Here is a 20,696-nt window from a genome sequence, read left to right as displayed (position 1 = left end):
TTCAGTTCGGCCAGGTGGGGTTGCGGCCGAGGTGGGCGACGATGCGGTCGAGGGTGTCCTCGCCGGACCACGGTACGTCGGGTGCGAACGGCGTACCCGGGGTGCGGCGGACCTCGCCGGTGGGCACGACCTGGGCCACTTCCTGCGCCGCCTCGAGCGTGGCGGGTGCGAACGTCACCGTCGTACCGAGCGACTTCGCGACGTCCCAGCTGTGCACCACGTAGTCGATGAAGTGGAAGCTGATCGCCTGGGCGCCGGGAAACACGGCGTCCGGCCCGAACTCGGCGAGCGGGAACGTCCGCTCCGCGACGCCGGGCTGCGCGAACGCGTGCAAGACGTGCTCGGCGGACTCGACGTACGCCTTCACCGGGTCGTCGCCGAGATCGCGGACCTTCCAGATCGCCGGGTCGGACTCGCCCCGGGACGCGGCCGCGAAGCCGTAGTGCTGGGTGGCCATGTGGGCGAGCAGGCCGTACAGGGTCCAGGCGCGGCACGGAGTCGGCTTGGCCAGGTCGGCAGTGGTCGCGGTGCTCACCAGCCCAATGCTGGCCTGCACGGCCTCGGCGTCGAGAGGGATGTAGTTGATAGTAGGCATGAGCTTATCGTAAGCGCCAGCATATGATTGCGCCAGTGCTACCTTTCCGGGCATGGCAACCGAGCGTCCCGATCTCGCCGCGATGCTGTATCCGCTGGTGCGGGAACTGATCGCGCTCGAACTGCCCGTGCTCGCCGCGCACGACGTCTCGATGTGGGGCTACTCGGTGCTCACCGCGCTCGACGACACCCCGGTCCGGACCCAGGCCGCCCTCGCCGAGGCGATCGGCGCCGACAAGTCCCGCATCATCGGCACCCTCGACGAACTCCAGCAGGCCGGCCTGATCGAGCGCACCCCGGACCCCGCCGACCGCCGCGCCCGCCTGCTCTCGATCACACCCCAGGGCCGCCGCGTACGCCGTACTGTCCGCAAGGAGATCCAGGCGCAGGAGGAGCAGGTCCTGACGACGCTCGCTCCGACCGACCGCAAGACCTTCGTCCGAATCCTGCAAGAACTGCACGGCGCACGCTGACGGGTAGCAACTCGGCGGCCGAAAGACAACCGATTCGGAGTGTGATCTTCGAATCACGGAGTGTTGAACCAAGTAGAGCACTCAATCGTTCGAACCAGGCACAGACACCAACCCCGCCCCAAGGAGTGAGGCCCTGTGCAGGTGCTCGAGCGTTTTCAGAGAGAAGTGATCGCCGTCTTCCGGATCGTCGTGGGGTTCCTGTTCGCCACCCACGGTGCGGCCGCGCTGTTCGGCGTTCTCGGAACCAAGCAGATCGACGCGTTCGTCTGGCCGTCCTGGTGGGCGGCGCTGATCCAGACGATCGGCGGTGCGCTGGTGATGATCGGGTTCGGCACCCGGTACGCCGCGCTGCTGTGCTCGGGATCGATGGCCTACGCGTATTTCACCGTGCATCAGGTGGATGCTTTGCTGCCGGTGCAGAATGGTGGCGAGAAGGCAGCCCTGTTCTGCTTTGCCTTCCTGCTGATCGCCTTCCTGGGCAACGGTGCCTGGTCGGTCCAGCGGGCGGCGAAAACACCGGCGCAGGCAGCCGTAGCGACCAAGTAACCCGATGGCAGACCCGCAGTCCCACAGTTCAGGAGCGCCGATGGCCGACGACCGGGCGACGCTGCTGCGCGAGCTGCACGATGTGCACGCTCCTGCGCTGTGGCGGTTCGTCGTCCGGCTGACCGGCGACGACCGGCTGGCGGAGGACGTCGTCCAGGAGACCCTGCTCCGGGCCTGGCGGCGGCCGAACATCCTGGCCGAGGACGAGGCGGGGGCCCGGGCGTGGCTGTTCACGGTGGCGCGCAATCTCGTCATCGACGACCGGCGCAGCGCCCGGGTCAGCCGGGAGGTCGCCAGCGACGACCTCCCGGAGAACCCGAGCGCCGACCACGCGAACGCCGTACTCGATGCGTGGCTGGTCGCCGAGTCGCTGGCTCAGTTGTCGGAGGAACATCGGCAGGTGATCGTTCGTGCGTACTACGGACGCCGTACGGTCACCGACATCGCCGAGGAGTTGGACATCCCGTCGGGCACCGTGAAGTCGCGGCTGCACTACGGGCTGCGAGCGTTGAAGCTCGCGCTGCAGGAGAAGGGGGTGACGAGCCAGTGAGCGACCCGTACCGGGAGTGGGACGCGGCGTACCTGCTGGGCGCGTTGTCGGCGAAGGACCGGCGCGCGTACGAGGAACATCTGCACACGTGTGAGGAGTGCTCGACTGGGGTCGCGTCCCTGGCCGGCATCCCAGGGGTGCTGGCCGCCTTGCCGGCCGACCGGGCGCTGGCCACCATCACGGCCGAACCGCCGAACCTGCTGCCCGGTCTGGTCCGGAACGTTCAGCGCGACCGGCGCAGGCAACGGATCCGGTTCGGCGCGCTGACGACCGGGATCGCCGTCGCGGCCGCTGTCATCGGTGCGGTGGTCGTCGTCCCGCTGACCCGCAACGAGCCGAAGGGCGATTACGTCGTACTCGCCCAGACGGTGTCCAGCAAGCTGTCCGCGGACGCCCGGCTGGTGCCGGAGCCGTGGGGTACGACGATCGAGATCAGCTGCCGGTACGACGAACTCGCGACGCCGAGCGAACGGGCCCGCGGCTACGAGTTGTACGTCACGGACACGACCGGAAAGGTCGAGCTGATCGCCAGCTGGACCTCCTCGCCCGGGACGACGGTGAAGCCCGCGGCGACCACGAAGCTGCAGCGCAACGAGATCAAGGCCCTGGACATCCGCAGCTCGGAGTCCGGCCGGGTATTGCTGGCTGTGCGTTTCTGAACACGCATGTCCGCAGTGTGTTCGGGCACCTGAAGATGAAGAGCGGCGGTCGCTCGAGAGACCGTTGGTCCAGGCCCCGGTGTTCAGGGACGTGCACCGGGGCCGCCGTACGTCGTGGCTGTCGTGATGCGGCCGCAAGAAAGTTCTGCCGATTCTGTAACACTCGGGGCGTTACCGGCGATACACCCTGTGTAACGCCACTGAGGATCCCGTCCCAGGCCGTCCGCCCGAAGGGTCTGGGACGGGGTTCTCGATGCTTCTGAGGCGCCCAAGCAGCGTTACGCACGAAGGCCCCCGGTGACTCATCACCCCGGGGGCCTTCGCACTGCTTCGCGTTCCCTCCCTAGGACGCTTGTTCTGTCGGGCCGTTCGACTCCGGGAGAGCGATCCGGTCCGCCGGCAGGCGTTCCGTCCGCTCGTTGCCGTCGTCGCCCTCGTACTGCACCAGAGCGGTCCATCCCGATTCCTCATGGTCGCGGCCGATCAGCCAGCCGCGACGCCACTTGCCGTCCGCGAGGACGACAACATGGCTGGGCAGAGGGAGTCGGGACACCAGATCGGTGCCGGGCTCGAACTCAGTCATGGCCGAAGGCTAGGGGGTTTCGGAGCTACGCGCCTCCCGGACGCGTGTTACTTCTCTGTTTCACGCGGGCCCGGCTGCAATTCTTTGACAACTCTCACAGGTAGACCGAACGCTTGAACCGAACCCGTCACCTTCAACGCGCGACCGCCCGGGATATGCGTCACCCAGTCGTTCCGCAATGCGTGCCTGCACAACGCCGCCCCGACCGCGCCGGCTAGATGCGGCCGGCGTTCCGTCACGTCCAGACAGGACCTGACGGCCGGGCGTCCCCGGCGTACCTCGAGCTCGATGCCGAGATCCTCCAACCAGGCTTGGCCGTCCGGCGTCAACGCGATCCCGTCGGACCAGTCGATCAGACCGCGCTCAGTCATCGCGTCGGCTAGCGCGACCCCTAGCTTGCCCGCCAGGTGGTCGTAGCACGTGCGGGCCCGCGCGAACGCGTCGCGCCTGCTGTGGGCTGCGAGGCTGTTCACCACTTCGGTACGCCGCGGCGCCAGCGCGGCGAGCCCTTCCAGCAGCTCGGCGGTGTCCGGTCCGGCTAGCTTCACATACCGGTGCCGGCCTTGGCGCACCTCGGTCAACAGGCCGCCGTTGACCAGTTGGTTCAGATGTTCGCTGATCGTCGGCCGGGAAACCTTCGCCAACCTGGCGAGCTCACTGGCCGTCCAGGCCCGCCCATCGAGCAACGCCAAACAAACTGTCGCCCTGGTCCCATCGGCCAACATCCGAGCCCACCCCGCCAACTCCTCACCTTCGGCCGTCATAACCCCATCATGCCGCCCCAACACTTAGCCCCCCACCGAACAGTCCCCCCGCGTGCTACGCGGCCGCTTGCTTCGTCGCTCCGCTCCTCAACGCGTCCGCTCCGCGCGCTCCCACCCACCCCCCCGCTTAGCGCGGTGCATCCGTTTCCGGCTGACGCCGGGGTGTTGCGAGCTGACGCTCGCGGGTGACAACTAAGCCAGCGTGCTCGGGTGAGTGACTGTGGTGAGTGGTGGTTGTGGGCCAACCCCCGCGTGCTGCGCGGCCGCTTGCTTCGTCGCTGCGCTCCTCACCGCGGCCGCTCCGCGCGCTCCCACCCGCCCCCGCTTAGCGCGGTGCATCTGTTTCCGGCTGACGCCGGGTGTTGCCGGCTACCGCCGGCGGGTTGCGAGCTGGCGCTCGCGGGTGACTGCTAGGGAACGTGCTGTGGGTGAGTAACCGTGGTGGGTGGCGCGGGTGGTCAACCCCGCGAGCCGACTCCGCGATGCCCCACGCTTGCGAACCGCCGCGCTCGCGGACCCAGCCTGCTTGCGAACCGCCTGCTTGTGTGAACGTTCGGCCGCCGCCGAACAGTTCCGTACCTAGGCTCGATTCACGTGACCCACCTGACGATCGAACCCTCCATTCTCTACGTCGGCACACCGGTCGCCCTCCTCACGACCCTGAACGAGGACGGGACCGTGAACCTGGCCCCGATGTCATCCGCCTGGGCGCTCGGCGACGTCGTGGTCCTGGGAGTAGGCGTCTCCGGGCAGACCGCGATGAACCTGCGCGCCCGCCCGGAGGTGGTCATCAACTACCCGTCCCCCGACCAGTGGAAGTCCGTAGAACTCCTTGCCCCGTTGACCGCAGCCAATCCGGTCCCGGCACACAAACAACCCCGCTTCCACCACGAACGCGCCAAGTTCGCCGCAGCCGGCCTGACTCCCGTCCCCTCCGAGCTCATCGCTCCACCCCGAGTCGCCGAATGCCCCCTCCAGTTCGAGGCAACAGTCGACCACGCGGAACTAGATGCCAAAGGCAACTTCCTGATCGCGCAGGCGCGCGTGGTGCGAGTACACGCCGCCCAGGAAATCGTCGTACCAGGCACCTCGCACATCGCCCCAGCCGCCTGGTCCCCCCTCATCTACAACTTCCGCCACTACTACGCCCTGGGCCCCGAACTGGGCGAGTCCTTCCGCACCGAAACCCCCAGAAACAAAGGGAAATAGGCACGCCCTCGACACGTGGGGCTGACCGCCCACCCCACGCCTGCAGTGACGCGCTGGCCAAGCCAACGTCTCCAACACAAGACATCGACGTGGGCTGGGCGAGATCCGCGCTGCCCCCAAGCGATCAATCAGCAGGACTGGGCCTGTCGGCGAGCCCGCGTGGCAGATCGCCCCTGGTCCTGGTTCACGGCTCCAGTTCCCAAAGTGCACTGATCGGCATGGCGCGCAGTTTGGGGCCGAACGGGAGAGTGTGCTGGCCAGTGTGCAGAACGATGCCGGCGATGAAGTCGTCGCCCAGTCGGTCTTGGAGATGCCGGAGGCCACGGAAGTCCTCGAAGCGCGGGGTCGATGATGCTTTGACCTCGATACCCACCACTTGCCCGCGCCTGTTTTCCAGGACGGCGTCGACCTCGACCTGGTCGCGGGTGCGGTAGTGGTACAGATCGACGCGGGTGTCGTTCCAGCTCTGCTGCCTGGCGAGTTCCATCAACACGAAGCCTTCGAGCAACGGCCCGAACGGGCTCCCCGGCCGCTTGAACTGAGCCGCATCGGCTCCCACCAGGTTCGCCGCGATCCCCGAGTCGGCCACGGCGACCTTCGGAGTACCGGTCACCCTGGTGCTGAGGTTGCGGGACCAGGCAGGGATCATCTTGATCAAGAAGATCTCCTGCAGCAGGCTCACGTACCGCGCGACAGTGTTATTCGCCAACCCTGCCTTGCCTGCCAGTTCGTGGATCACCAACTGTCCGCCGGAACGTGCGGCGATCAACCGGACGAGCTTCTCCATCTCGCCGACCTTCTCGATCTCGCCGACCTGGCTGACGTCACGGGTGATGAGATTGCTGACATAGGAGTCGAAGAATCGTTGCCGCCGGCGCGGCTGATCCCGCGCGACCGCCTCCGGGAAACCACCCCGCACCACACGATCGGCGTAGTCGGCGCGTTCGAGGTCCGACGTGTGCCGCAGATCCGGGCCATGGGTGAAGATCGCGTCGATGAACCGATCCGGTCTGCCGTCGATCTCACCTTGCGCGAACGGCCACAACTCGATCGTCTCCATCCGCCCCGGAAGCGCATCCGGCAACGTCCGCAGCCCCAGTACCCGCGCCGACCCTGTCAGTAGGAACTGCCCAGGCGCCGGCCGCTCGTCGACCCGGGCCTTGATTGACAGGAGGAGCTCCGGGAGCCGCTGGATCTCGTCGATGATCTTCGGCTTCGACCCAGCCACGAACTCCCTGGGGTCCTCGCGGGCCGCCTCACGAATGTCGGTGTCGTCGAGGGTGTACCACTCCGCGTCCACCGCGGCCCCGGCCAGCCGCACGAGCGTGCTCTTCCCGCTCTGCCGCGCACCGTTCACCAGAACAACCCGGGTATCGGCCATGGCCTCGTCGATCAGCGCATGCGCATGCCGTGGCAGGACGCGCCCCAACGGCGACTCGGGCTCCGCGTGGGGTTCCAGATCATCGCTCACCCCCCGAGTATGCGTCAGACTGCAAATCTGCCGCCAGTCAGACTGCAAATCTGCCGCCGACTTGCCTGCAAATCTGCCGCTAGCCACGCTGCAAATCTGCCGCCCGTCCGGTTGCAGATCTGCCGCTTCTGGCCGCAGCATGTCGGCGGCCAATGACAGTCGTGCGGAGCGCGGTCCGCCTCGCGTCTCGGTCCCCGTAGCAACAGTCGTCTGTAGAGGAGCGCCGGCTCAGCCGTCACCCGCGAGCGCCAGCTCGCAGCACCGGCGCCAGCCGGAAACGGACGCACCGCGCTAAGCGGGGGGCGGGCGGGAGCGCGCGAAGCAGGCGCGCTGAGGAGCGCAGCGACGAAGCAAGCGCCTGCGTAGCACGCGGGGGTACTTGTTACACCAGTCGTAGGCGGTCGATCTCTTCCTCGCTGAGGATGACGTCCAGCGATGCCAGTACCTCGGGAAGGTCCGCCGGAGGAACCGCACGTTCGGTAGTGCGACCGTCCGCGTGGTCGACGGTCAGGGTGTCGCCGACAAGACGGCGTACGACGCCTTCGGCGACTCGCATTACTACGGGGCGGCCGGTGAAGGGGGAGTTCGGGTGGGTTGAGACGTAGTGGTGGTAGACCTCGTAGTCGATCGGGCGGACCGGTTCGTCGTTCGACGCGTGCTGCGGGATCCATCCATCAGCGGTCTGCTTCGAGAGGGTCCAGACGTCGCCGTCGAGGGTGAGGCGGTGGTCCCAGCCGGCTTGGTCTACGACGGCGCCGTCCTTCAGCGGGGTGGGGTATAGCTGGCCGGCGCCGAATCCCACGTCGGCCAGGAACTCCTGCCCGTCGACGCCGACCTTCAGCAGTGCATGTGTCCGCGGCCCGGCCTTATGCGGCTGCACCCGGGCGACCCGCCATACGACGTCGAACCCGAGCTGCTCGAGTGCGGCGCCGAACAGCAGCGCGTGCTCGTAGCAGTACCCGCCGCGTTGCCGGCCGACCAGCTTGGCCTGGATCGCGTCGAGGCCGATGCCGGGATGAGTGCCGAGGATCACGTCGATGTTCTCGAACGGGATCGCCAGCACGTGCGCCCGATGCAGGCTGCGCAACGCGTCGGCCGAGGGCGCGACGCGTTCGTGGCCGATCCGGCGGAGGTAGGCGTCGAGGTCCAGGTGCGAGGTGTTCCACATGCCCGCTACCTCAACACTTCCAGTTCACTTGAGGTCAAGTTCTGTGAACAAGGTCAGCTGGATACCGCCCGGGGTTTCGAGGCGGGCGTTGAGCGAGTCCCACGGCGTACGGGTCGGCTCGGCGACGACTGTGGCGCCGGCGTCGGCCAGCCGTGCCGTTGTGTCCGCCGAGTCGTCGACCTCGAGCGCGACCCGGAACTTGCCGGCCACGCGTCGCCCGACCTCGACCTCGTCGATGTACTCGGCCTGCGCGCGGTTCGCGAGTTCGAGCGTCGCCCGGCCGGCCTCGAGGATCATCACCTGCGCATCCCCTGTCGTGTAGGACTCGCGCTCGGGCAGCCCGAGCGCGTCCCGGTAGAACGCCACCGCGGCGTCGTAGTCGTCCACCGTCACCACCAACCGCAGCTCTTTGACACTCATCCAGCCAGTATCTACAACCGCGACACCTGATAGTGCGTAATCAGCCAGCCATCTTCGGTACGCCGGAGCAGCACGCTGAGGTTGACGGTCAGCGTGGCCCGGTCGGTGAACGTGAAATCGACCGTCAGATACCCGAGGAGCAGGTCGTCACTCAGCTCGCGGGTCTCCAGGATGCGGTACTGCGGCGACAGGCCGACGGGCTGCGAGTCGTAGTACTCGACGACAGTGTCCCGACCGACGCCGTACGGGTGCAGGCCCTGGAAGATGGCGTCCTTGGTGAAGAGCGCGGCGACGCGTTCGGGGTCGTGGTCGTCGATGCCCGACTTCCACTGATCGAGGACAGTGGTGAGGACGTTGTTCATGCGAGTCTCCTCAGAGGATGTGCGGCGGCCGCCGCGAGGGCGACGACGCCGGCGCTGACCAGGAGCGCCTGGTGATATCCGTTGTGTAGTAGGGGTCCGACGGCCAGTGGCCCGACGATCTGGCCGAGGCTGTAGCCGGTGGTGAGGACGGCGACCGCGTGCGGTACGCGAAGTTCGCTGCCGATCGCGATCGCGAGGTTGGCGATGCCGAGGAACGTGGCGCCGAAGAGTGCAGCGGAGATCAGGGCAGCTGCGATGCCCGGGACGACGGTGGGCACTGCGATGCCGATTGCCTGGAGCAGCAGCGCCACCAGCAGGAGGATCGGGCGTGACCAGCGGCGGCTCAGGTGAGCCCAGACTGCGGTCGATGGTACGGCGGCGACGCCGACGACGATCCAGGCGCTGTTGCCGACCGGTCCGGAGGCGGTTTCGTTGATCGCGGCAACGAGGAACGTGCCGGCGATGATGTAGCCGACGCCTTCCAAGGTGTAGCTGATGAGGAGTGCGGTGAAGGACCGTGACCTGGTTGTGTGTTCGGTAGTGGGTGATGGCGGCGATCCGGTGAGATGCCACGCCGGGATGGTGCAGGCGATCATCAGGACGGCTGTGATCCACCATGCCGTACGCCAGGTACCGCCGAGCAAGACCGTGCCCGAAAGCGCGATGCCGGCGCCGACACCGCCGAAGGTCCAGCCGATGTGGTGGCTGTGCAGGCGGGGGAGTACGGCGCTGACCGCGATGACGAACACCAGTGCGCTCGCGACTCCCGCGATGAGGCGCAGTCCCAGCCAGAGCGGACCGCTCTGGCTCAGGGGCATCAACGCGAGTGTCGCGGTCAGGATCACGAGTGACAGTCGGAGCGCCCAGCGGGAGTGGAGGAGGCGCGGCGCGGCCACGGCGGCCAGCGCACCGGCGAGGTAGCCGGTGTAGTTGGCCGTTGCGAGTGTCGCGCCGAGCCGCGGGGACAGACCGGCTTGAGCGTGCATCATCGGCAGGATCGGCGTGTACGCAAACCGCCCGATCCCCATCCCGCCGGCCAACGCAGCCGCCCCACGCCCGACCAACTCCCACTGCCCCATGCCCGCTGTGCGCCCTTCCGTCATGTCAGTGGCCGGCCTGCTGGCCGCCGTCGACGTGGAGGGTTTCGCCGGTGACGAAGTGTGCGGTCTCCAGGTAGGTGACGGCGTCGACGATCTCCTCGATTTCGCCGAGGCGGCCGACCGGGTGCAGTGCCGCCAGGAACTCGTGCGTCTCCTCCGGGTGCATCGGCGTCCGGATGACACCTGGTGCGACCGCGTTGACGCGGATGTTGCGGGCCGCGTACTCGGTGGCGAGCGCCTTGGTCACGGAGTTCAGTCCGCCCTTGGTGAGCGAGGCGAGCGCCGACGGCACCGAACTGAAGGCGTGATCGGCGAAGGTCGTCGTGATGTTGACGACGTGTCCGCCGTCGCCGGTCTCCAGCATCGCGGCGATCGCCCGCCGGGTGGTGTCGAAGAAGCCACGCAGGTTGAGGCCGACGATCCGGTCGTAGTCCTCGTCGGTGTACTCGGTGAAGGGCTTCGCGACGAACACGCCCGCGTTGTTGACCAGGGTGTCGATCCGCCCGAAGGTGTCGAGGCCCTGATCGATCACCCGGGTGCCGACGCCGGGCTCGGCGAGGTCGCCGGGTACGGCCAGCACCTCGGGGTCGTCGGAGCGCGCGATCGTGCGCGAGTTCGCGACGACGGCGTAGCCGAGCTTGCGGTACGCCGTGACGAGCCCGGCGCCGATGCCCTGGGACGCTCCGGTGATCACGGCGACTTTGCGGTGGTTCATGATTCTCTCTCTCGATCGGGTTGGTTTACTTCGATCGTTGTCGAACCATCCGTGCTTTTCCACGACCGCTTTGCTCCCAGCTGGGAGGCTCGGCCTACTACGCTGCAGACCGTGGAGCTGCGCCAGTTGCGGTACTTCGTGGCGGTCGCCGAGGAGCTGAACTTCGGCCGGGCGGCGGCCCGGTTGCACATCGCCGGCCCGTCGTTGTCGCAACAGATCAAGTCGCTCGAGCGCGATCTCGGCGTACGGCTGTTCGAGCGCGATCGCCGGACCGTGCGGTTGACCGCGTACGGCGAGACGTTGCTGCCGCAGACGCGGGCGTTGCTCGAGGAGGCGGACGCGTTGCGGCGTACCGCTCGGGGATTCGCGGCGAGTGAACCGGTGCGGTTGGGCTATGTCAGCTGGCGGCCGGCGGATCTGGCGGAACGGGTGTCCGGGGTCGCGCAACTGCTGGTGGATGCGTGGGTGATGCCGTCGCACACGCAGGCCGGGCGGGTCGCGGACGGGAGCATCGACCTGGCGATCTGCTGGGTACGTGCGACCGATCTGGCCGAGCAGGACCTGGCCGGCTCGTTGCTGGGCGCGGATCGGTTGTTCGCGTTCTCGATCGGTGACGACTCGCCCGTGCGGGCGCGGGACACGGTCGTGCTGGTCGACGCGGACACCGAAGCGTGGGCCTCGTGGAACATCTACGCCATCGAGTTCGCCCGCGCGACCGGAGCCTCGGTTGTCCGCATCGACGACCACGGCATCACCGGCCCCGCCTTCTACGACCATGTACGCCGACTGGGCCGCCCGGTCGTCAGCTCACCGAAACGGGACGCGACCCCGCTCCCACGGGGCTTCGCCCGCCGCCCGATCGTCGATCCGATCCCGGTGTGGACCTGGGCTTTGGTGGTACGTCGCGACGAGGAGCGGCCCGCCGTACTCGCCACGGTCGAGGCGTTGACCAAGGACGTCGCGGTCGAGTTCGACCTGGAGAGCTGCTGGCTGCCCGCAGATGATCCGTTCCGCGAGCGGCTCTGATCACCAGGCTTGGGCGAGGGCGGTGGTGGCTGGGGTGAGGCGGTAGCCGGTGTGGGCGGAGTACTCGGCGGAGAGGGCGAAGCGGTCGCCGCGGACGATTGTGTGGCGCCACTCGACCGGACGGTTCTGGGCGGTGCCCTGGCGGATGATGGAGAAGACCGCGGCGTCGGCGGGGCAGTGCAGGAGCGCGCGTTCGGCTGGGCTCGGGTTCATTGCGCGGATGTCTTCGCGCCCGTGGTCGAGGTTGATGCCGGTGCGTTCGGCCAGTTCGTTGTACAGGCTGGTGTGGGTGAAGTCCGCGTCGAGCAGCGGCTCCGCGAGGCTGGCGGGTAGCCAGACGCGATCGAGGGCGAGCGGCTCGTCGCCGGCGTACCGGAGGCGCTCGAGGTAGAGCAGTGGGATGGAGCCTTCGAGGTTGAGGCGGGCGGCGACCACACCGTCTGCGCGGAGGTCGAGCGCCCTTACGACGCTGTGCTGCGGCAGGCCCGATTCCTCGACGGAGGAGAACAGGCTGTACAGCGCGCCCATCGGCTGGCGGATCTCCGGCGCGGTCGCGACTCGGGGCTGCCGGCCGCGCTCCGCGACGATCAGACCATCGGTACGGAGCTGTCCGAGCGCCTGGCGGACGGTGTGCCGGCTGACCTCGTACTCCTCGACCAGCGCGAGCTCACCCGGGAACGCGTCATCGAACTCGCCGGAGCGCAACCGGCGTACGAGATCCTCCTGCAGCTGCTTCCACAGCGGCTCGCCGCTCCCTCGCTCAAGCTTCCGCATGGATCCTTCCCGGGTTGCCAAATGTCCGGTCATCTCTTACCGTGAATGTACGTACATTTCTGACGGAAGGGAACCGGCTAGTGGTGCAGCTCGAGGTTAGGGCACCTCACCCTCACTCCGCCGCTCCCACCATCCGTCGCCTCGGGTCTGCCGTACGCCGGTTGCGCGGGTTGTGGATCGTGCTGCTGGTGACCGCCGCGGCCGTCCCGCTCGGGCGACTCGTACCGCTCGTCGGCGGACCGGTCTTCGGGATCCTGCTCGGCGTGATCGCGGGCAGTGTGGTCCCGGCGCTGCGCTCGGACGTCTGGCGGCCCGGGTACGACTTCGCCTCGAAGACGTTGCTCCAGTTGTCGATCGTCGTACTAGGCACCGGGTTGTCGCTGCAACAGGTCGCGCGCGTGGGCGTCTCGTCGCTACCCGTCATGCTCGGCACGCTGGCGCTCGCTCTCGGCGGCGCGTGGTTGTTCGGCCGGATCCTCGGCGTCCGCGGCGATACCCAGATCCTGATTGGGGTCGGCACCGCGATCTGCGGCGGCTCCGCGATCGCGGCCGCGACCGCCGCGATCGGCGCCAAGCGCTCGTCCGTCGCCTACGCGCTCGCGACGATCTTCACCTTCAACATCGTCGCCGTCCTGACGTTCCCGCCGCTCGGCCACCTGCTCGGCCTGAGCCCGGAGGCCTTCGGGTTGTGGGCCGGTACGGCGATCAACGACACCTCGTCCGTCGTCGCGGCCGGGTACGCGTACAGCCAGGCGGCCGGCGACCAGGCGATTGTCGTGAAGCTGACGCGGTCGCTCACCTTGATCCCGATCGTGCTGACGCTGGTCGCGCTGAAGATCCGCCGCGAGAACCGCGTCGCCCGCGCCCTCGACGCCACCGCCGAGGGCTCCTACGATGGGGCAACCGCGTCGATCCGCAAGCCGCTGCCGTGGCGCAAGCTCGTTCCGCTGTTCCTGATCGGCTTCATCGCCGCAGCGGGCCTCCGCTCGGCGGGCGCCGTACCGGAGTCCTGGCTGCCGACCCTGACCATCATTGGCAGCACCCTCATCACCGCCGCGCTCGCCGCGATCGGCCTCTCCCTGCGCCCGCGCGAGCTGCGCGACGCAGGACCCAGGCCGCTCCTCCTCGGAGCGATCCTCTGGGTCCTGGTCGCTGTCGGCAGCCTCGGAATTCAGTCCTTCTCGTAAGCAGCCTGGCGGTCCTGGACTGCCTTGATGCGCGGTACGTCGAGCTTGTTGGTGCGGTCGAAGTTGTAGATGCCGTTCTCTTCCTGGAAGACGTCGGTCAGCTGCGTGTAGCAGTAGCCGAACATCAACTCGTTGTCGAGGAGTGCGTCGACCAGGCCGGCGAAGCGGGTGTAGAAGTCCTCCTCGTTCGCGACCCGCTGGCCGTAGCCCCAGGAATCCGCCGAGTTTCCGGTATTTCCGGCGGCCGCCTTCTCGGCGTTCCACCAAATACCGCCGAACTCGCTGCAGAAGTACGGCTGGCCGTCGTACGCCAGTGAGATCGGCTTGCCCTCGGGGCCGCCGGTGTTGCCGTACGGCTTGTCATTCACGAGATCCGCCATCTGCTGCGCGAACTCGGCCGGGTCCTGCTCGTAGTTGTGCGAGTCCCAGACATCGGTTTCCGGCACGCGGTGGCTGTAGCCGGAGGCGTCCAGCACCGGACGGCTGGTGTCGGCGGCCTTGGTGGCCAGGAACATCGCGCGGGTCACGTCGTCGAGCTGGGTGATCCGGTCGTGCAGGAGCTGGTGCGTCTCGTTCAGCGGGCACCAGCCGACGATGCTCGGGTGGCTGTAGTCGCGTTCGACCGCCTCGAGCCACTGGCCGACGTACGACGCGGTCGGCTGCTGGTTCTCCTTGTCGGTGTTGCCGACGCCCGAACCCCAGTCGCCGAACTCGCCCCAGACCAGGTACCCGAGCCGGTCCGCGTGGTACAGGAACCGCTCCTCGAACACCTTCTGGTGCAGGCGCGCGCCGTTGAACCCGGCCGCCAGGCTGAGCTCGATGTCGCGGACCAGCGCCTCCTCGGACGGCGCGGTCATCAGGCTCTCCGGCCAGTACCCCTGGTCCAGCACGAGCCGCTGGAACACGTGCTTGCCGTTGATCAGGATCGCCTTGCCGTTGATGCTCACCGACCGCAGACCGGCGTACGAGTCGGCCCCGTCGACCACGTTGCCGTCGGCATCGATCAGCTCGAGGCGTACGTCGTACAGGTGCGGATCCGTGGTGTCCCAGAGGCGGACGCGGTCGGCCGGAACCTGCAAGGTCAGACGCGGGGCCAGGTCGAGGTCGGCGCGTACTTCGGCGTTGGTGATCTCGCCCTCGGCGTCCCGCAGCAGTGCGCGCACCTTCCAGCCCGGTTTGTTCGCCGAGACCGGGACCTCGAGGTGGAAGCTGGAGCCCGCGACGTCCGGGGTGATCCGGGGCCGCTTCAGGTGCACCGTGGGGACCGCTTCGAGCCAGACGGTCTGCCAGATGCCGGTGGTACGGGTGTAGAGGCAGCTGTGGTTGAAGTACAGCTGGCTCTGCTTGCCGCGTGCCTGCGGGCCGCGGTGCGTGTCGCGGGCGCGAACGACGATGGTCGCCTCCTGGCCGGGCTCGGCGACGTGGTGCAGGTTGGCGCTGAACGGGGTGAACCCGCCGCGGTGCCGGACCACCTCCTCACCGTTGACCCAGACGGTGGTGTCGTGGTCGACGGCCTGGAAGTGCAGTACGGCGTCCTTGCCGTCCCACTCCGCGGGGATCGTGACGGTGGTGCGGTACCAGACCGCCTCCATGAAGTCGACGTCCTCGATCCCGGACAACTCGGTCTCCGGCGCGAACGGTACGACGATCCGCTGGGTCAGCTCGCGATCCCGCAGGCCGCGCTCCAGTCCGGAGTCCGACCGGTCGATCTCGAACTGCCACTCGCCGTTCAGGTTCACCCACTCGGGCCGGACGAACTGCGGACGCGGGTACTCCGCACGAGGCTGCGACATGAACTCTCCCGTGATGCTTGATCGGTGGCGGGACAGCTGCACTTTACAACGTTGGAATGGACCGGGCAACGGCCAGTTCCACGACCTGAACCAGGCTCAGCGCGCGGTCGGCTGCAGGGTGCGGAGGGCGAGGGCCTGGGTGACGGCGAAGGCGGCGACCTCGGCGGCGACGGCTGCGAGGAGGAATGTGAGGAGCGTGTCGTGGCTGGTCGCCGCGGTAATGGCGATGGCAAGAGTGGCTACAACGTTCACCGCGAGGACTATGCGTAGCGCGAGTCGGCGCGGGGCCACGGCGGTCAGGTAGGCGAGGAGCGCGGTCCAAGCCAGTACGCCGAGGCCGGCGGCCGCGAGCGCCGTGGCAGGCAGGCCCGTCAGCGGGGCGAGTAGGCGCGCGAAGGTGAGCAGGAGGAGGGCGGCAAGGGCGCAGTAGGCGACGTCCAGACGCAGGGTTCGGTCTCCGGTCATCGGTGCTCCGGGGTGGTGAAGAGGGCGGCGTTGAGGAAGTCGGGGGCGAAGGTGTTCTCGCGGGACGGGTTCACGGCGCGTAGCTCGACCGGGGTGAGGGTGCCGAAGATCGTGCGGAGGTCGTCGACGGAGAAGGTCATGCCGCCGTACGTGTCGCCGGTGGTGACCACGTCGAGGTCGCTGGGCATGTCCATGCGCTCGGCGGCGAAGGCGACGATGCCGAACCGGCCGCCGGGGCGCACGAGGGGGAGGACCCGCTGGAGGTAGGTGATGCGGCGGTGCGGGGCGATGTGGTGAAAGCACCCCGAGTCGTACACCACGTCGTACTCACCAGCGGGCAGCGGATCACGCAGTACGTCGACCGCGGTCAACGTGACCGCGGCGGGCATGGTCGGCCGGAGTGTGTCGAGGAGGTCCGTGGCGAGATCGATCCCGTCGACGGTCGCGCCCTGTTCGGCGAACCACCTGGTGTTGCGGCCGGCACCACAGCCGACGTCGAGAACTCGCGCGTTGTGGAGCTCCCCGAGCAGGCCCCGCTCGTGCCAGTCGACCAGCGGTTCGTCCGGGAGTTGGGTGGCCAGCGGGTGCCCGGGCGTGGTCAGCAAGCCGGTCCAGTACTCCGCGGCGGAGGCGCTGGAGCGGTCTCCCCGTCCACTCCCACTCACCACCTGATCGAGCACATCGAGCAACTGGTCAACCGTGAAGATACGAGGTCCCGTCACCTCTGAATTCTACCGGATTTCCTTTGCGTAGCAGTGTGTTCCGGGCTGATCGACGTACTTTCCCCAGGGTGCCGTGCGGGTGTATCCGCTCGATTCGTAGAGGGCGATCGCCTCGGGTTGCAGCTCGCCTGTGGACAAGCGAAGCGTCGGGTGGCCGGCGGTGCGAGCAGCCGCTTCCAGACCGGCCAGCAAGGCGCGCGCGTAACCCCGTCCCCGTGCGGCCGGGGCGACGTACATCCGCTTCACCTCACCGTCGCCGGGATGATCGCTGTTCGGCTCGAAGGCCTGTACGGCGCCGCACCCGACAGCGTGACGTGCATCGTCGAGCACCACGAAGTACCGCGCACCGTCCTTCACCTGCGAGCGCCCCTCGGCCCCGTACTTCGCGACCAGCTCGCCGAACGCGGCCGCCAGCAGCTCACCCAGCTCGAGATCCTCCGCCGACCGCTCCTCAATCTCCACCACGGCATCCTAAAAGCGGATGAACTCGCACCGTGGTGCGACCTAGGCTGTTGCCCGATGCAGCGTTTCTGAAGGTGTAGGTACGTCGTGGCGGGCCCTGGACGGGGTCGGCTCGATGTGGCGTGCCTGCGCCGCGCTTCGACTGTTCTGTCGATCGCGAGCCTTCAGGAGCTTCGTTGCCCCGCGTCACCAACCACCTCGTTCTGCGCACCATAAACGGCGCCGCCGACCTCCTCATCGAGGAGCTCCGAGCGATGCCCTCGATCCACTCGATCCATCAGTTGTCCGTCGCCACCGTGGCCTGCACGGTCGACGGTCCGCTCGACGAACTCATCAGCTGCGCCCTGTATTCGACGATCGCCGTCCGCGAACCAACGGACGGTTCGATCGTGGAGATCGGGTCGATGGCCTGGATGCGGCGGTTCGGGTGGGTGGAACGGTTGCCGTGGTCAACGAATCTGATCGTTGCCGAGGTGCTCGTGCGGCTGGCGAAGATCCGGCCGGGCCATCGGGTCCTCGATCCGTCTGCGGAACCGGCACAATCCTGCGGGCCGTACGCCGTCGCGAGCCGAGCGCGCTCGTGGTCGGGACGGACCGCGACCCGAAGGCGCTCGACCTGGCCGCTCGCAACCTGTCCGGACCGCTTTCCCAGGCCGCAGCGGAATCCCTCCCGTTCGCGACCGGCAGCGTCGACCGGGTCGTGGCGAATCTCCCGTTCGGCAAACAGGTAGGCAGCCACCGCGGCAACCGCACCCTCTATCCATCCGCACTCGACGAGCTAGACCGCGTCCTCACCGCCGACGGTCGCGCCGTACTCCTCACCGAGGACAAGCGCCTGCTGCACACTGCGATCGAGCGGCAGGGTGGCCTGAAGGTCGTGCGACAGCGTCTCCTCAAATACAACGGCGCGACCCCGACCGCCTACGTCCTGTCCCGAACCCGGCCGGCCAGAACCACTGCATCGTCAAATGGCGACAGATGAGATTGAAGTCCCTGCAAGTCCCGACGGACACTTCTCGAAATTGTTCTGCCTGACCCCCCAACGCCGCCGCCCGGTTGTTCGTCCAGGTAGGTGAGAGGACGGAGGGTGGTGAGGTGGCTGACTGGGAGCGTGCGTTCCGGACGTTGCTGGCCACGCGCGGTGGCGCGCTACGCAGCTACGCCTATCTCCTGACCGGTGACTCGACGACCGCCGGCGATCTGGTCCAGGAAGCGCTCACGCGGGTGTTCAGCCGTCGGTGGATCGGCGACGACATCGACCAGCTCGAGGCGTACGTCCGGCGCACGATGCTGAATCAGTACGTCGACAGTCGTCGGCGACTCAAGCGGTGGAACGCGACCCGCCATCTACTGGTCGACGTACCTCACCACGACGACGACCGGCTCGCGCTGGCGGACGAGGTCCGGAGAGGGCTGGCGACCCTCTCGCCGAGGCAGCGGGCGTGTGTTGTTCTGCGCTACTACGAAGACCTGACGGTCGCCGACATCGCCGACGAGCTCGGTTGCGCCGAGGGCACTGTGAAGCGACACCTGGCCGACGCGAGGGCGAAGCTCGCCGTGCAGCTCGGCATCACCGAGGAGAGCACGCCATGACTACCAACGATCTACGCGAAATGCTCCGGGCCGCGGCCTCGGAGGGCAGTGACCTCGTTGACCTCGGCGAGGACACGGTCGTCGAGCGGATCCAGCGCCGCCGGATCCGCAGCAGACGCTTCGCGGTAGCAGGCGCCGCATTGGCCGCCGCGGTGGTGGTTGCGGGGGCAACGTGGGTCGTCCGCCCGGACGGCGGCAAGCCGCCGACAGCAAATGGACCGTCGACGGCCGGCCTTGTACCTCGGATCGTCCGGTCCGACAGAGACAGCCCGAGCGGGATGGAGGCGGCTCTCCGAGCCACCTTGACCGTCGACGCGAGCGGGTGCGTTCGGGCGGGACAGTCCGGGGTCACCCTCGTGTGGCCCCGTGGGTACACAGTCCGGGGGAATGCACAGTCGTTCGAGATCCTCGCCGGTCCGAACACGGTGGTCGCGAGGTCCGGTGTCCTCCTCGACATCGGCGGCGGTGGTGCTGACAGCTTCAAGGACACGTGGACGGGCCGCGACTGCTTGGGCACCGGCGGGTTGTACCTGGTCGGCAACATCAGCCCCGCCCGATAGCCAGAACGATGACTTGAACATGTGGACGGGCTATCGGGCCGCCGGCGAGCAGCGCGGGCGGACGGGAGGCTGGACGCGGCGGCTGGACCGTGGCGAAGGATGGCGGGCCGGAGCCGGAGTTGATGTCGGAGCCGTTTGTGTTGCCCTCGCCCCAGACCGCGAACCGGGCCGCTTCCGCGCGCGTCGACTCGTCGGCCTGCCAGCGGCTCGGCCTGACGCTCGATGCGCCGGCTGCCGGTACGGCGGACGCACCGGCCGCGGGCGTGTCGGATTCACCCCACGGATCGACTGCTGGGATTGAGGACCGGGGTGTCGGGATGCCGATGGGCGTGGGTCCGCCCGATGGCTCCGATGGCGTGGGGCGTTCACCGGGTGGCTCGTGTGCCAGGGGTGCGTTGTCTGGTGGTTTGTGTGGTCGGCTGGATGGTGGGTCGGCCCAGGTGGGTCTGGTGACGTGGACTTGGCCGTTGGTGATGGTGATGGTCCAGTGGCCGTGGTGCAGGTCGGTGTGGTCGCGGCGGCACAAGAGCACGAGGTTGTCGACGCTGGTTTCGCCGCCGTCGATCCAGGAGATGAGGTGATGCGCGTCGCAGATGACCGGTGGCGCGTTGCAGATGACGCAGCCGCGGTCGCGGGTGTTCAGGGCGCGGCGGATGGCGCGGGTGACGAGGCGTTGGCTGCGTCCGACGTCGAGGGGTTCGGAGTTGGAGCCGAGGACGACTGGGATGACGTTGGCGTCGCAGGCCAGGCGGCGGATGGTGGCTGCGGACAGTCCGTTGCTATAGACGGTGTGCCCGATCGCATCGGCGGTGGCTGCTTTCGTCGTGTCCTCCGTGGAATCAGCCTGCGGGGAATCAGCATGCGGGGGGTTGGCTGGGGTGGGGTCGGCTGGCGGGGCGGGGCGGGGGATGGTGGGCGACGGGGCGCCTGCGTCCAGGGCGGTGGCGGCCAGGGTCAGCGTGGTGGTGAGAGCGTCGGCTTGGCGCTTCTCCCGGGAGCGCGGGTCACGCTCACCGTCGACGGTCTTGTGCGGGCGGGCGCCGGTAAAGATGAACGTCCGGAACAACTCGGCGTTCTCGTTGGCCAGATACCCGGTGAACTTCACCCCCCGATCGGCCGTCTTCAAGGTCAAGGTCTCACGGGCAGCAGCCTTGTCCTCTTCGGGTTCGGGGCCGTCGGTGTCCAGGATGTCGCGGGACTGTTCGGCGGCCTTGCGCAGATCGGCGGGGGCCAAGTGGCGGGCGAGACGGACCAGTTCTTCTTCGGCGAACTCGATATCAGCAACCGGCACCGTCGTCGGAACCTTCTCCAGGGCGGTCACGATCGCTTCGGCCTGCGCCGGCCGCAACAGCACCTCCGGCGGCTCCTCCCCTTCTGCCGCATCAACGGGCAGGGCGGCCGTGACGGCGGCGTACTTCGGTAGCGCGCGGGCCAGTTTGACGTCGCGGTAGGCGCGTGAGTGGTCGAGGCGGTAGCGGAACTCTATGTACTGGACCGTGT

General features: G+C 68.0%; 25 protein-coding genes. 10 read left to right on the top strand and 15 right to left on the bottom strand.

The features are described 5' to 3' along the window. Position 1 precedes the first annotated feature (1 nt). The gene (locus E0H92_RS42280; RefSeq protein ID WP_131500256.1) at positions 2-595 is read right to left on the bottom strand and encodes a TIGR03086 family metal-binding protein; all 594 of its coding nucleotides are present in this window, start codon (positions 593-595) and stop codon (positions 2-4) included. Between the two features lie 52 nt (positions 596-647). On the opposite strand from E0H92_RS42280, the gene E0H92_RS42275 reads away from it, so the two are divergent. The 4 genes from E0H92_RS42275 (at position 648) to E0H92_RS42260 (ending at position 2,822) form a co-directional block, all read left to right on the top strand. Continuing rightward, positions 648-1,067, top strand: a complete 420-nt coding sequence (locus E0H92_RS42275) for a MarR family winged helix-turn-helix transcriptional regulator (protein ID WP_131460737.1) — start codon at positions 648-650, stop codon at positions 1,065-1,067. Positions 1,068-1,202: 135 nt separating this feature from the next. Continuing rightward, the gene (locus E0H92_RS42270) at positions 1,203-1,613 is read left to right on the top strand and encodes a DoxX family protein (protein ID WP_131460736.1); all 411 of its coding nucleotides are present in this window, start codon (positions 1,203-1,205) and stop codon (positions 1,611-1,613) included. Between the two features lie 40 nt (positions 1,614-1,653). After that, the gene (locus E0H92_RS42265) at positions 1,654-2,163 is read left to right on the top strand and encodes a sigma-70 family RNA polymerase sigma factor (RefSeq protein WP_130388757.1); all 510 of its coding nucleotides are present in this window, start codon (positions 1,654-1,656) and stop codon (positions 2,161-2,163) included. After that, positions 2,160-2,822, top strand: a complete 663-nt coding sequence (locus E0H92_RS42260; protein WP_131500255.1) for an anti-sigma factor family protein — start codon at positions 2,160-2,162, stop codon at positions 2,820-2,822. The genes E0H92_RS42265 and E0H92_RS42260 overlap by 4 nt, the downstream gene beginning before the upstream one ends. 343 nt (positions 2,823-3,165) lie before the next feature. Here the strand turns inward: E0H92_RS42260 and E0H92_RS42255 are convergent, their stop codons facing one another. Together E0H92_RS42255 and E0H92_RS42250 are read right to left on the bottom strand one after the other, a co-directional pair. Further along, entirely contained in the window at positions 3,166-3,405 is a 240-nt protein-coding gene (locus tag E0H92_RS42255; protein WP_130388759.1) for a hypothetical protein, read from the bottom strand. Between the two features lie 47 nt (positions 3,406-3,452). Beyond that, positions 3,453-4,130, bottom strand: coding sequence for an ArsR/SmtB family transcription factor (locus tag E0H92_RS42250; protein WP_275670138.1), 678 nt, complete (start codon positions 4,128-4,130; stop codon positions 3,453-3,455). A 633-nt stretch (positions 4,131-4,763) separates the two neighbouring features. On the opposite strand from E0H92_RS42250, the gene E0H92_RS42245 reads away from it, so the two are divergent. Continuing rightward, positions 4,764-5,378, top strand: a complete 615-nt coding sequence (locus tag E0H92_RS42245) for a flavin reductase family protein (protein WP_131500253.1) — start codon at positions 4,764-4,766, stop codon at positions 5,376-5,378. Positions 5,379-5,562: 184 nt separating this feature from the next. Here E0H92_RS42245 and E0H92_RS42240 read toward each other — a convergent pair whose 3' ends face one another. From E0H92_RS42240 to E0H92_RS42215, 6 genes are all read right to left on the bottom strand, one after another. After that, positions 5,563-7,002: an ATP-binding protein gene (locus E0H92_RS42240; protein WP_238152565.1), complete on the bottom strand. Its 1,440-nt coding sequence runs from the start codon at positions 7,000-7,002 to the stop codon at positions 5,563-5,565. Positions 7,003-7,231: 229 nt separating this feature from the next. Further along, complete coding sequence (locus tag E0H92_RS42235) at positions 7,232-8,017, bottom strand: arylamine N-acetyltransferase family protein (protein WP_131460732.1); 786 nt, start codon at positions 8,015-8,017, stop codon at positions 7,232-7,234. A 24-nt stretch (positions 8,018-8,041) separates the two neighbouring features. Further along, entirely contained in the window at positions 8,042-8,437 is a 396-nt protein-coding gene (locus E0H92_RS42230; RefSeq protein WP_131500252.1) for a VOC family protein, read from the bottom strand. Positions 8,438-8,448: 11 nt separating this feature from the next. Beyond that, complete coding sequence (locus E0H92_RS42225) at positions 8,449-8,799, bottom strand: SgcJ/EcaC family oxidoreductase (RefSeq protein ID WP_131460730.1); 351 nt, start codon at positions 8,797-8,799, stop codon at positions 8,449-8,451. Next, entirely contained in the window at positions 8,796-9,902 is a 1,107-nt protein-coding gene (locus tag E0H92_RS42220) for a YbfB/YjiJ family MFS transporter (protein ID WP_202874108.1), read from the bottom strand. The genes E0H92_RS42225 and E0H92_RS42220 overlap by 4 nt, the downstream gene beginning before the upstream one ends. Position 9,903: 1 nt before the next feature. Further along, positions 9,904-10,614: an SDR family NAD(P)-dependent oxidoreductase gene (locus E0H92_RS42215; protein ID WP_131500251.1), complete on the bottom strand. Its 711-nt coding sequence runs from the start codon at positions 10,612-10,614 to the stop codon at positions 9,904-9,906. 111 nt (positions 10,615-10,725) lie between these two features. On the opposite strand from E0H92_RS42215, the gene E0H92_RS45635 reads away from it, so the two are divergent. Further along, complete coding sequence (locus E0H92_RS45635; protein ID WP_131460728.1) at positions 10,726-11,640, top strand: LysR family transcriptional regulator; 915 nt, start codon at positions 10,726-10,728, stop codon at positions 11,638-11,640. Here the strand turns inward: E0H92_RS45635 and E0H92_RS42205 are convergent, their stop codons facing one another. Next, the gene (locus E0H92_RS42205) at positions 11,641-12,414 is read right to left on the bottom strand and encodes a GntR family transcriptional regulator (protein ID WP_131460727.1); all 774 of its coding nucleotides are present in this window, start codon (positions 12,412-12,414) and stop codon (positions 11,641-11,643) included. A 179-nt stretch (positions 12,415-12,593) separates the two neighbouring features. Here E0H92_RS42205 and E0H92_RS42200 point away from each other — a divergent pair, with 179 nt between their 5' ends. Further along, positions 12,594-13,601 carry a YeiH family protein gene (locus E0H92_RS42200; protein ID WP_238173827.1) on the top strand — a complete coding sequence of 336 codons (1,008 nt, stop codon included), beginning with the start codon at positions 12,594-12,596 and terminating at the stop codon, positions 13,599-13,601. On the opposite strand, the gene E0H92_RS42195 is transcribed toward E0H92_RS42200, so the two are convergent. The 4 genes from E0H92_RS42195 to E0H92_RS42180 form a co-directional block, all read right to left on the bottom strand. Further along, complete coding sequence (locus E0H92_RS42195; protein ID WP_131460725.1) at positions 13,586-15,394, bottom strand: glycoside hydrolase family 2 protein; 1,809 nt, start codon at positions 15,392-15,394, stop codon at positions 13,586-13,588. The two genes, E0H92_RS42200 and E0H92_RS42195, sit on opposite strands and share 16 nt — an antisense overlap. Before the next feature lie 96 nt (positions 15,395-15,490). After that, a complete protein-coding gene (locus E0H92_RS42190; RefSeq protein ID WP_131500249.1) occupies positions 15,491-15,859 on the bottom strand; it encodes a hypothetical protein in 369 nt (122 codons plus the stop codon). After that, positions 15,856-16,581 carry a class I SAM-dependent methyltransferase gene (locus tag E0H92_RS42185; protein ID WP_131460723.1) on the bottom strand — a complete coding sequence of 242 codons (726 nt, stop codon included), beginning with the start codon at positions 16,579-16,581 and terminating at the stop codon, positions 15,856-15,858. The genes E0H92_RS42190 and E0H92_RS42185 overlap by 4 nt, the downstream gene beginning before the upstream one ends. Positions 16,582-16,590: 9 nt before the next feature. Next, positions 16,591-17,043 (bottom strand): GNAT family N-acetyltransferase, encoded by a 453-nt coding sequence (locus tag E0H92_RS42180; protein WP_238152563.1) that lies wholly within the window; start codon positions 17,041-17,043, stop codon positions 16,591-16,593. 115 nt (positions 17,044-17,158) lie between these two features. Here E0H92_RS42180 and E0H92_RS45630 point away from each other — a divergent pair, with 115 nt between their 5' ends. The 3 genes from E0H92_RS45630 (at position 17,159) to E0H92_RS42165 (ending at position 19,196) form a co-directional block, all read left to right on the top strand. Next, positions 17,159-18,025 carry a methyltransferase domain-containing protein gene (locus E0H92_RS45630; RefSeq protein ID WP_131500248.1) on the top strand — a complete coding sequence of 289 codons (867 nt, stop codon included), beginning with the start codon at positions 17,159-17,161 and terminating at the stop codon, positions 18,023-18,025. A gap of 113 nt (positions 18,026-18,138) precedes the next feature. Then, the gene (locus E0H92_RS42170; protein WP_131460721.1) at positions 18,139-18,636 is read left to right on the top strand and encodes an RNA polymerase sigma factor; all 498 of its coding nucleotides are present in this window, start codon (positions 18,139-18,141) and stop codon (positions 18,634-18,636) included. Further along, the gene (locus E0H92_RS42165) at positions 18,633-19,196 is read left to right on the top strand and encodes a hypothetical protein (protein WP_131500247.1); all 564 of its coding nucleotides are present in this window, start codon (positions 18,633-18,635) and stop codon (positions 19,194-19,196) included. Before E0H92_RS42170 ends, E0H92_RS42165 begins: the two co-directional genes overlap by 4 nt. Here E0H92_RS42165 and E0H92_RS42160 read toward each other — a convergent pair. Beyond that, positions 19,180-20,682, bottom strand: coding sequence for an HNH endonuclease signature motif containing protein (locus E0H92_RS42160; RefSeq protein ID WP_275670137.1), 1,503 nt, complete (start codon positions 20,680-20,682; stop codon positions 19,180-19,182). The two genes, E0H92_RS42165 and E0H92_RS42160, sit on opposite strands and share 17 nt — an antisense overlap. Positions 20,683-20,696: the final 14 nt, after the last annotated feature.

Origin of the sequence: Kribbella speibonae, assembly GCF_004331375.1 — a bacterium.
GTDB classification, from domain to species: domain Bacteria; phylum Actinomycetota; class Actinomycetes; order Propionibacteriales; family Kribbellaceae; genus Kribbella; species Kribbella sindirgiensis.
The sequence above is the reverse complement of the archived record's forward strand: the minus strand, read 5'-3'. Positions and strand labels throughout refer to the sequence as shown.

Bases quoted from the DNA above. Each gene is read 5' to 3' on its own strand.
- E0H92_RS42280 (WP_131500256.1), bottom strand. From the start codon at position 595: ATGCCTACTATCAACTACATCCCTCTCGACGCCGAGGCCGTGCAGGCC.
- E0H92_RS42275 (WP_131460737.1), top strand. From the start codon at position 648: ATGGCAACCGAGCGTCCCGATCTCGCCGCGATGCTGTATCCGCTGGTG.
- E0H92_RS42265 (WP_130388757.1), top strand. From the start codon at position 1,654: ATGGCCGACGACCGGGCGACGCTGCTGCGCGAGCTGCACGATGTGCAC.
- E0H92_RS42255 (WP_130388759.1), bottom strand. From the start codon at position 3,405: ATGACTGAGTTCGAGCCCGGCACCGATCTGGTGTCCCGACTCCCTCTG.
- E0H92_RS42250 (WP_275670138.1), bottom strand. From the start codon at position 4,130: ATGTTGGCCGATGGGACCAGGGCGACAGTTTGTTTGGCGTTGCTCGAT.
- E0H92_RS42235 (WP_131460732.1), bottom strand. From the start codon at position 8,017: ATGTGGAACACCTCGCACCTGGACCTCGACGCCTACCTCCGCCGGATC.
- E0H92_RS42230 (WP_131500252.1), bottom strand. From the start codon at position 8,437: ATGAGTGTCAAAGAGCTGCGGTTGGTGGTGACGGTGGACGACTACGAC.
- E0H92_RS42225 (WP_131460730.1), bottom strand. From the start codon at position 8,799: ATGAACAACGTCCTCACCACTGTCCTCGATCAGTGGAAGTCGGGCATC.
- E0H92_RS42220 (WP_202874108.1), bottom strand. From the start codon at position 9,902: ATGACGGAAGGGCGCACAGCGGGCATGGGGCAGTGGGAGTTGGTCGGG.
- E0H92_RS42215 (WP_131500251.1), bottom strand. From the start codon at position 10,614: ATGAACCACCGCAAAGTCGCCGTGATCACCGGAGCGTCCCAGGGCATC.
- E0H92_RS42205 (WP_131460727.1), bottom strand. From the start codon at position 12,414: ATGCGGAAGCTTGAGCGAGGGAGCGGCGAGCCGCTGTGGAAGCAGCTG.
- E0H92_RS42195 (WP_131460725.1), bottom strand. From the start codon at position 15,394: ATGTCGCAGCCTCGTGCGGAGTACCCGCGTCCGCAGTTCGTCCGGCCC.
- E0H92_RS42190 (WP_131500249.1), bottom strand. From the start codon at position 15,859: ATGACCGGAGACCGAACCCTGCGTCTGGACGTCGCCTACTGCGCCCTT.
- E0H92_RS45630 (WP_131500248.1), top strand. From the start codon at position 17,159: ATGTGGCGTGCCTGCGCCGCGCTTCGACTGTTCTGTCGATCGCGAGCC.
- E0H92_RS42165 (WP_131500247.1), top strand. From the start codon at position 18,633: ATGACTACCAACGATCTACGCGAAATGCTCCGGGCCGCGGCCTCGGAG.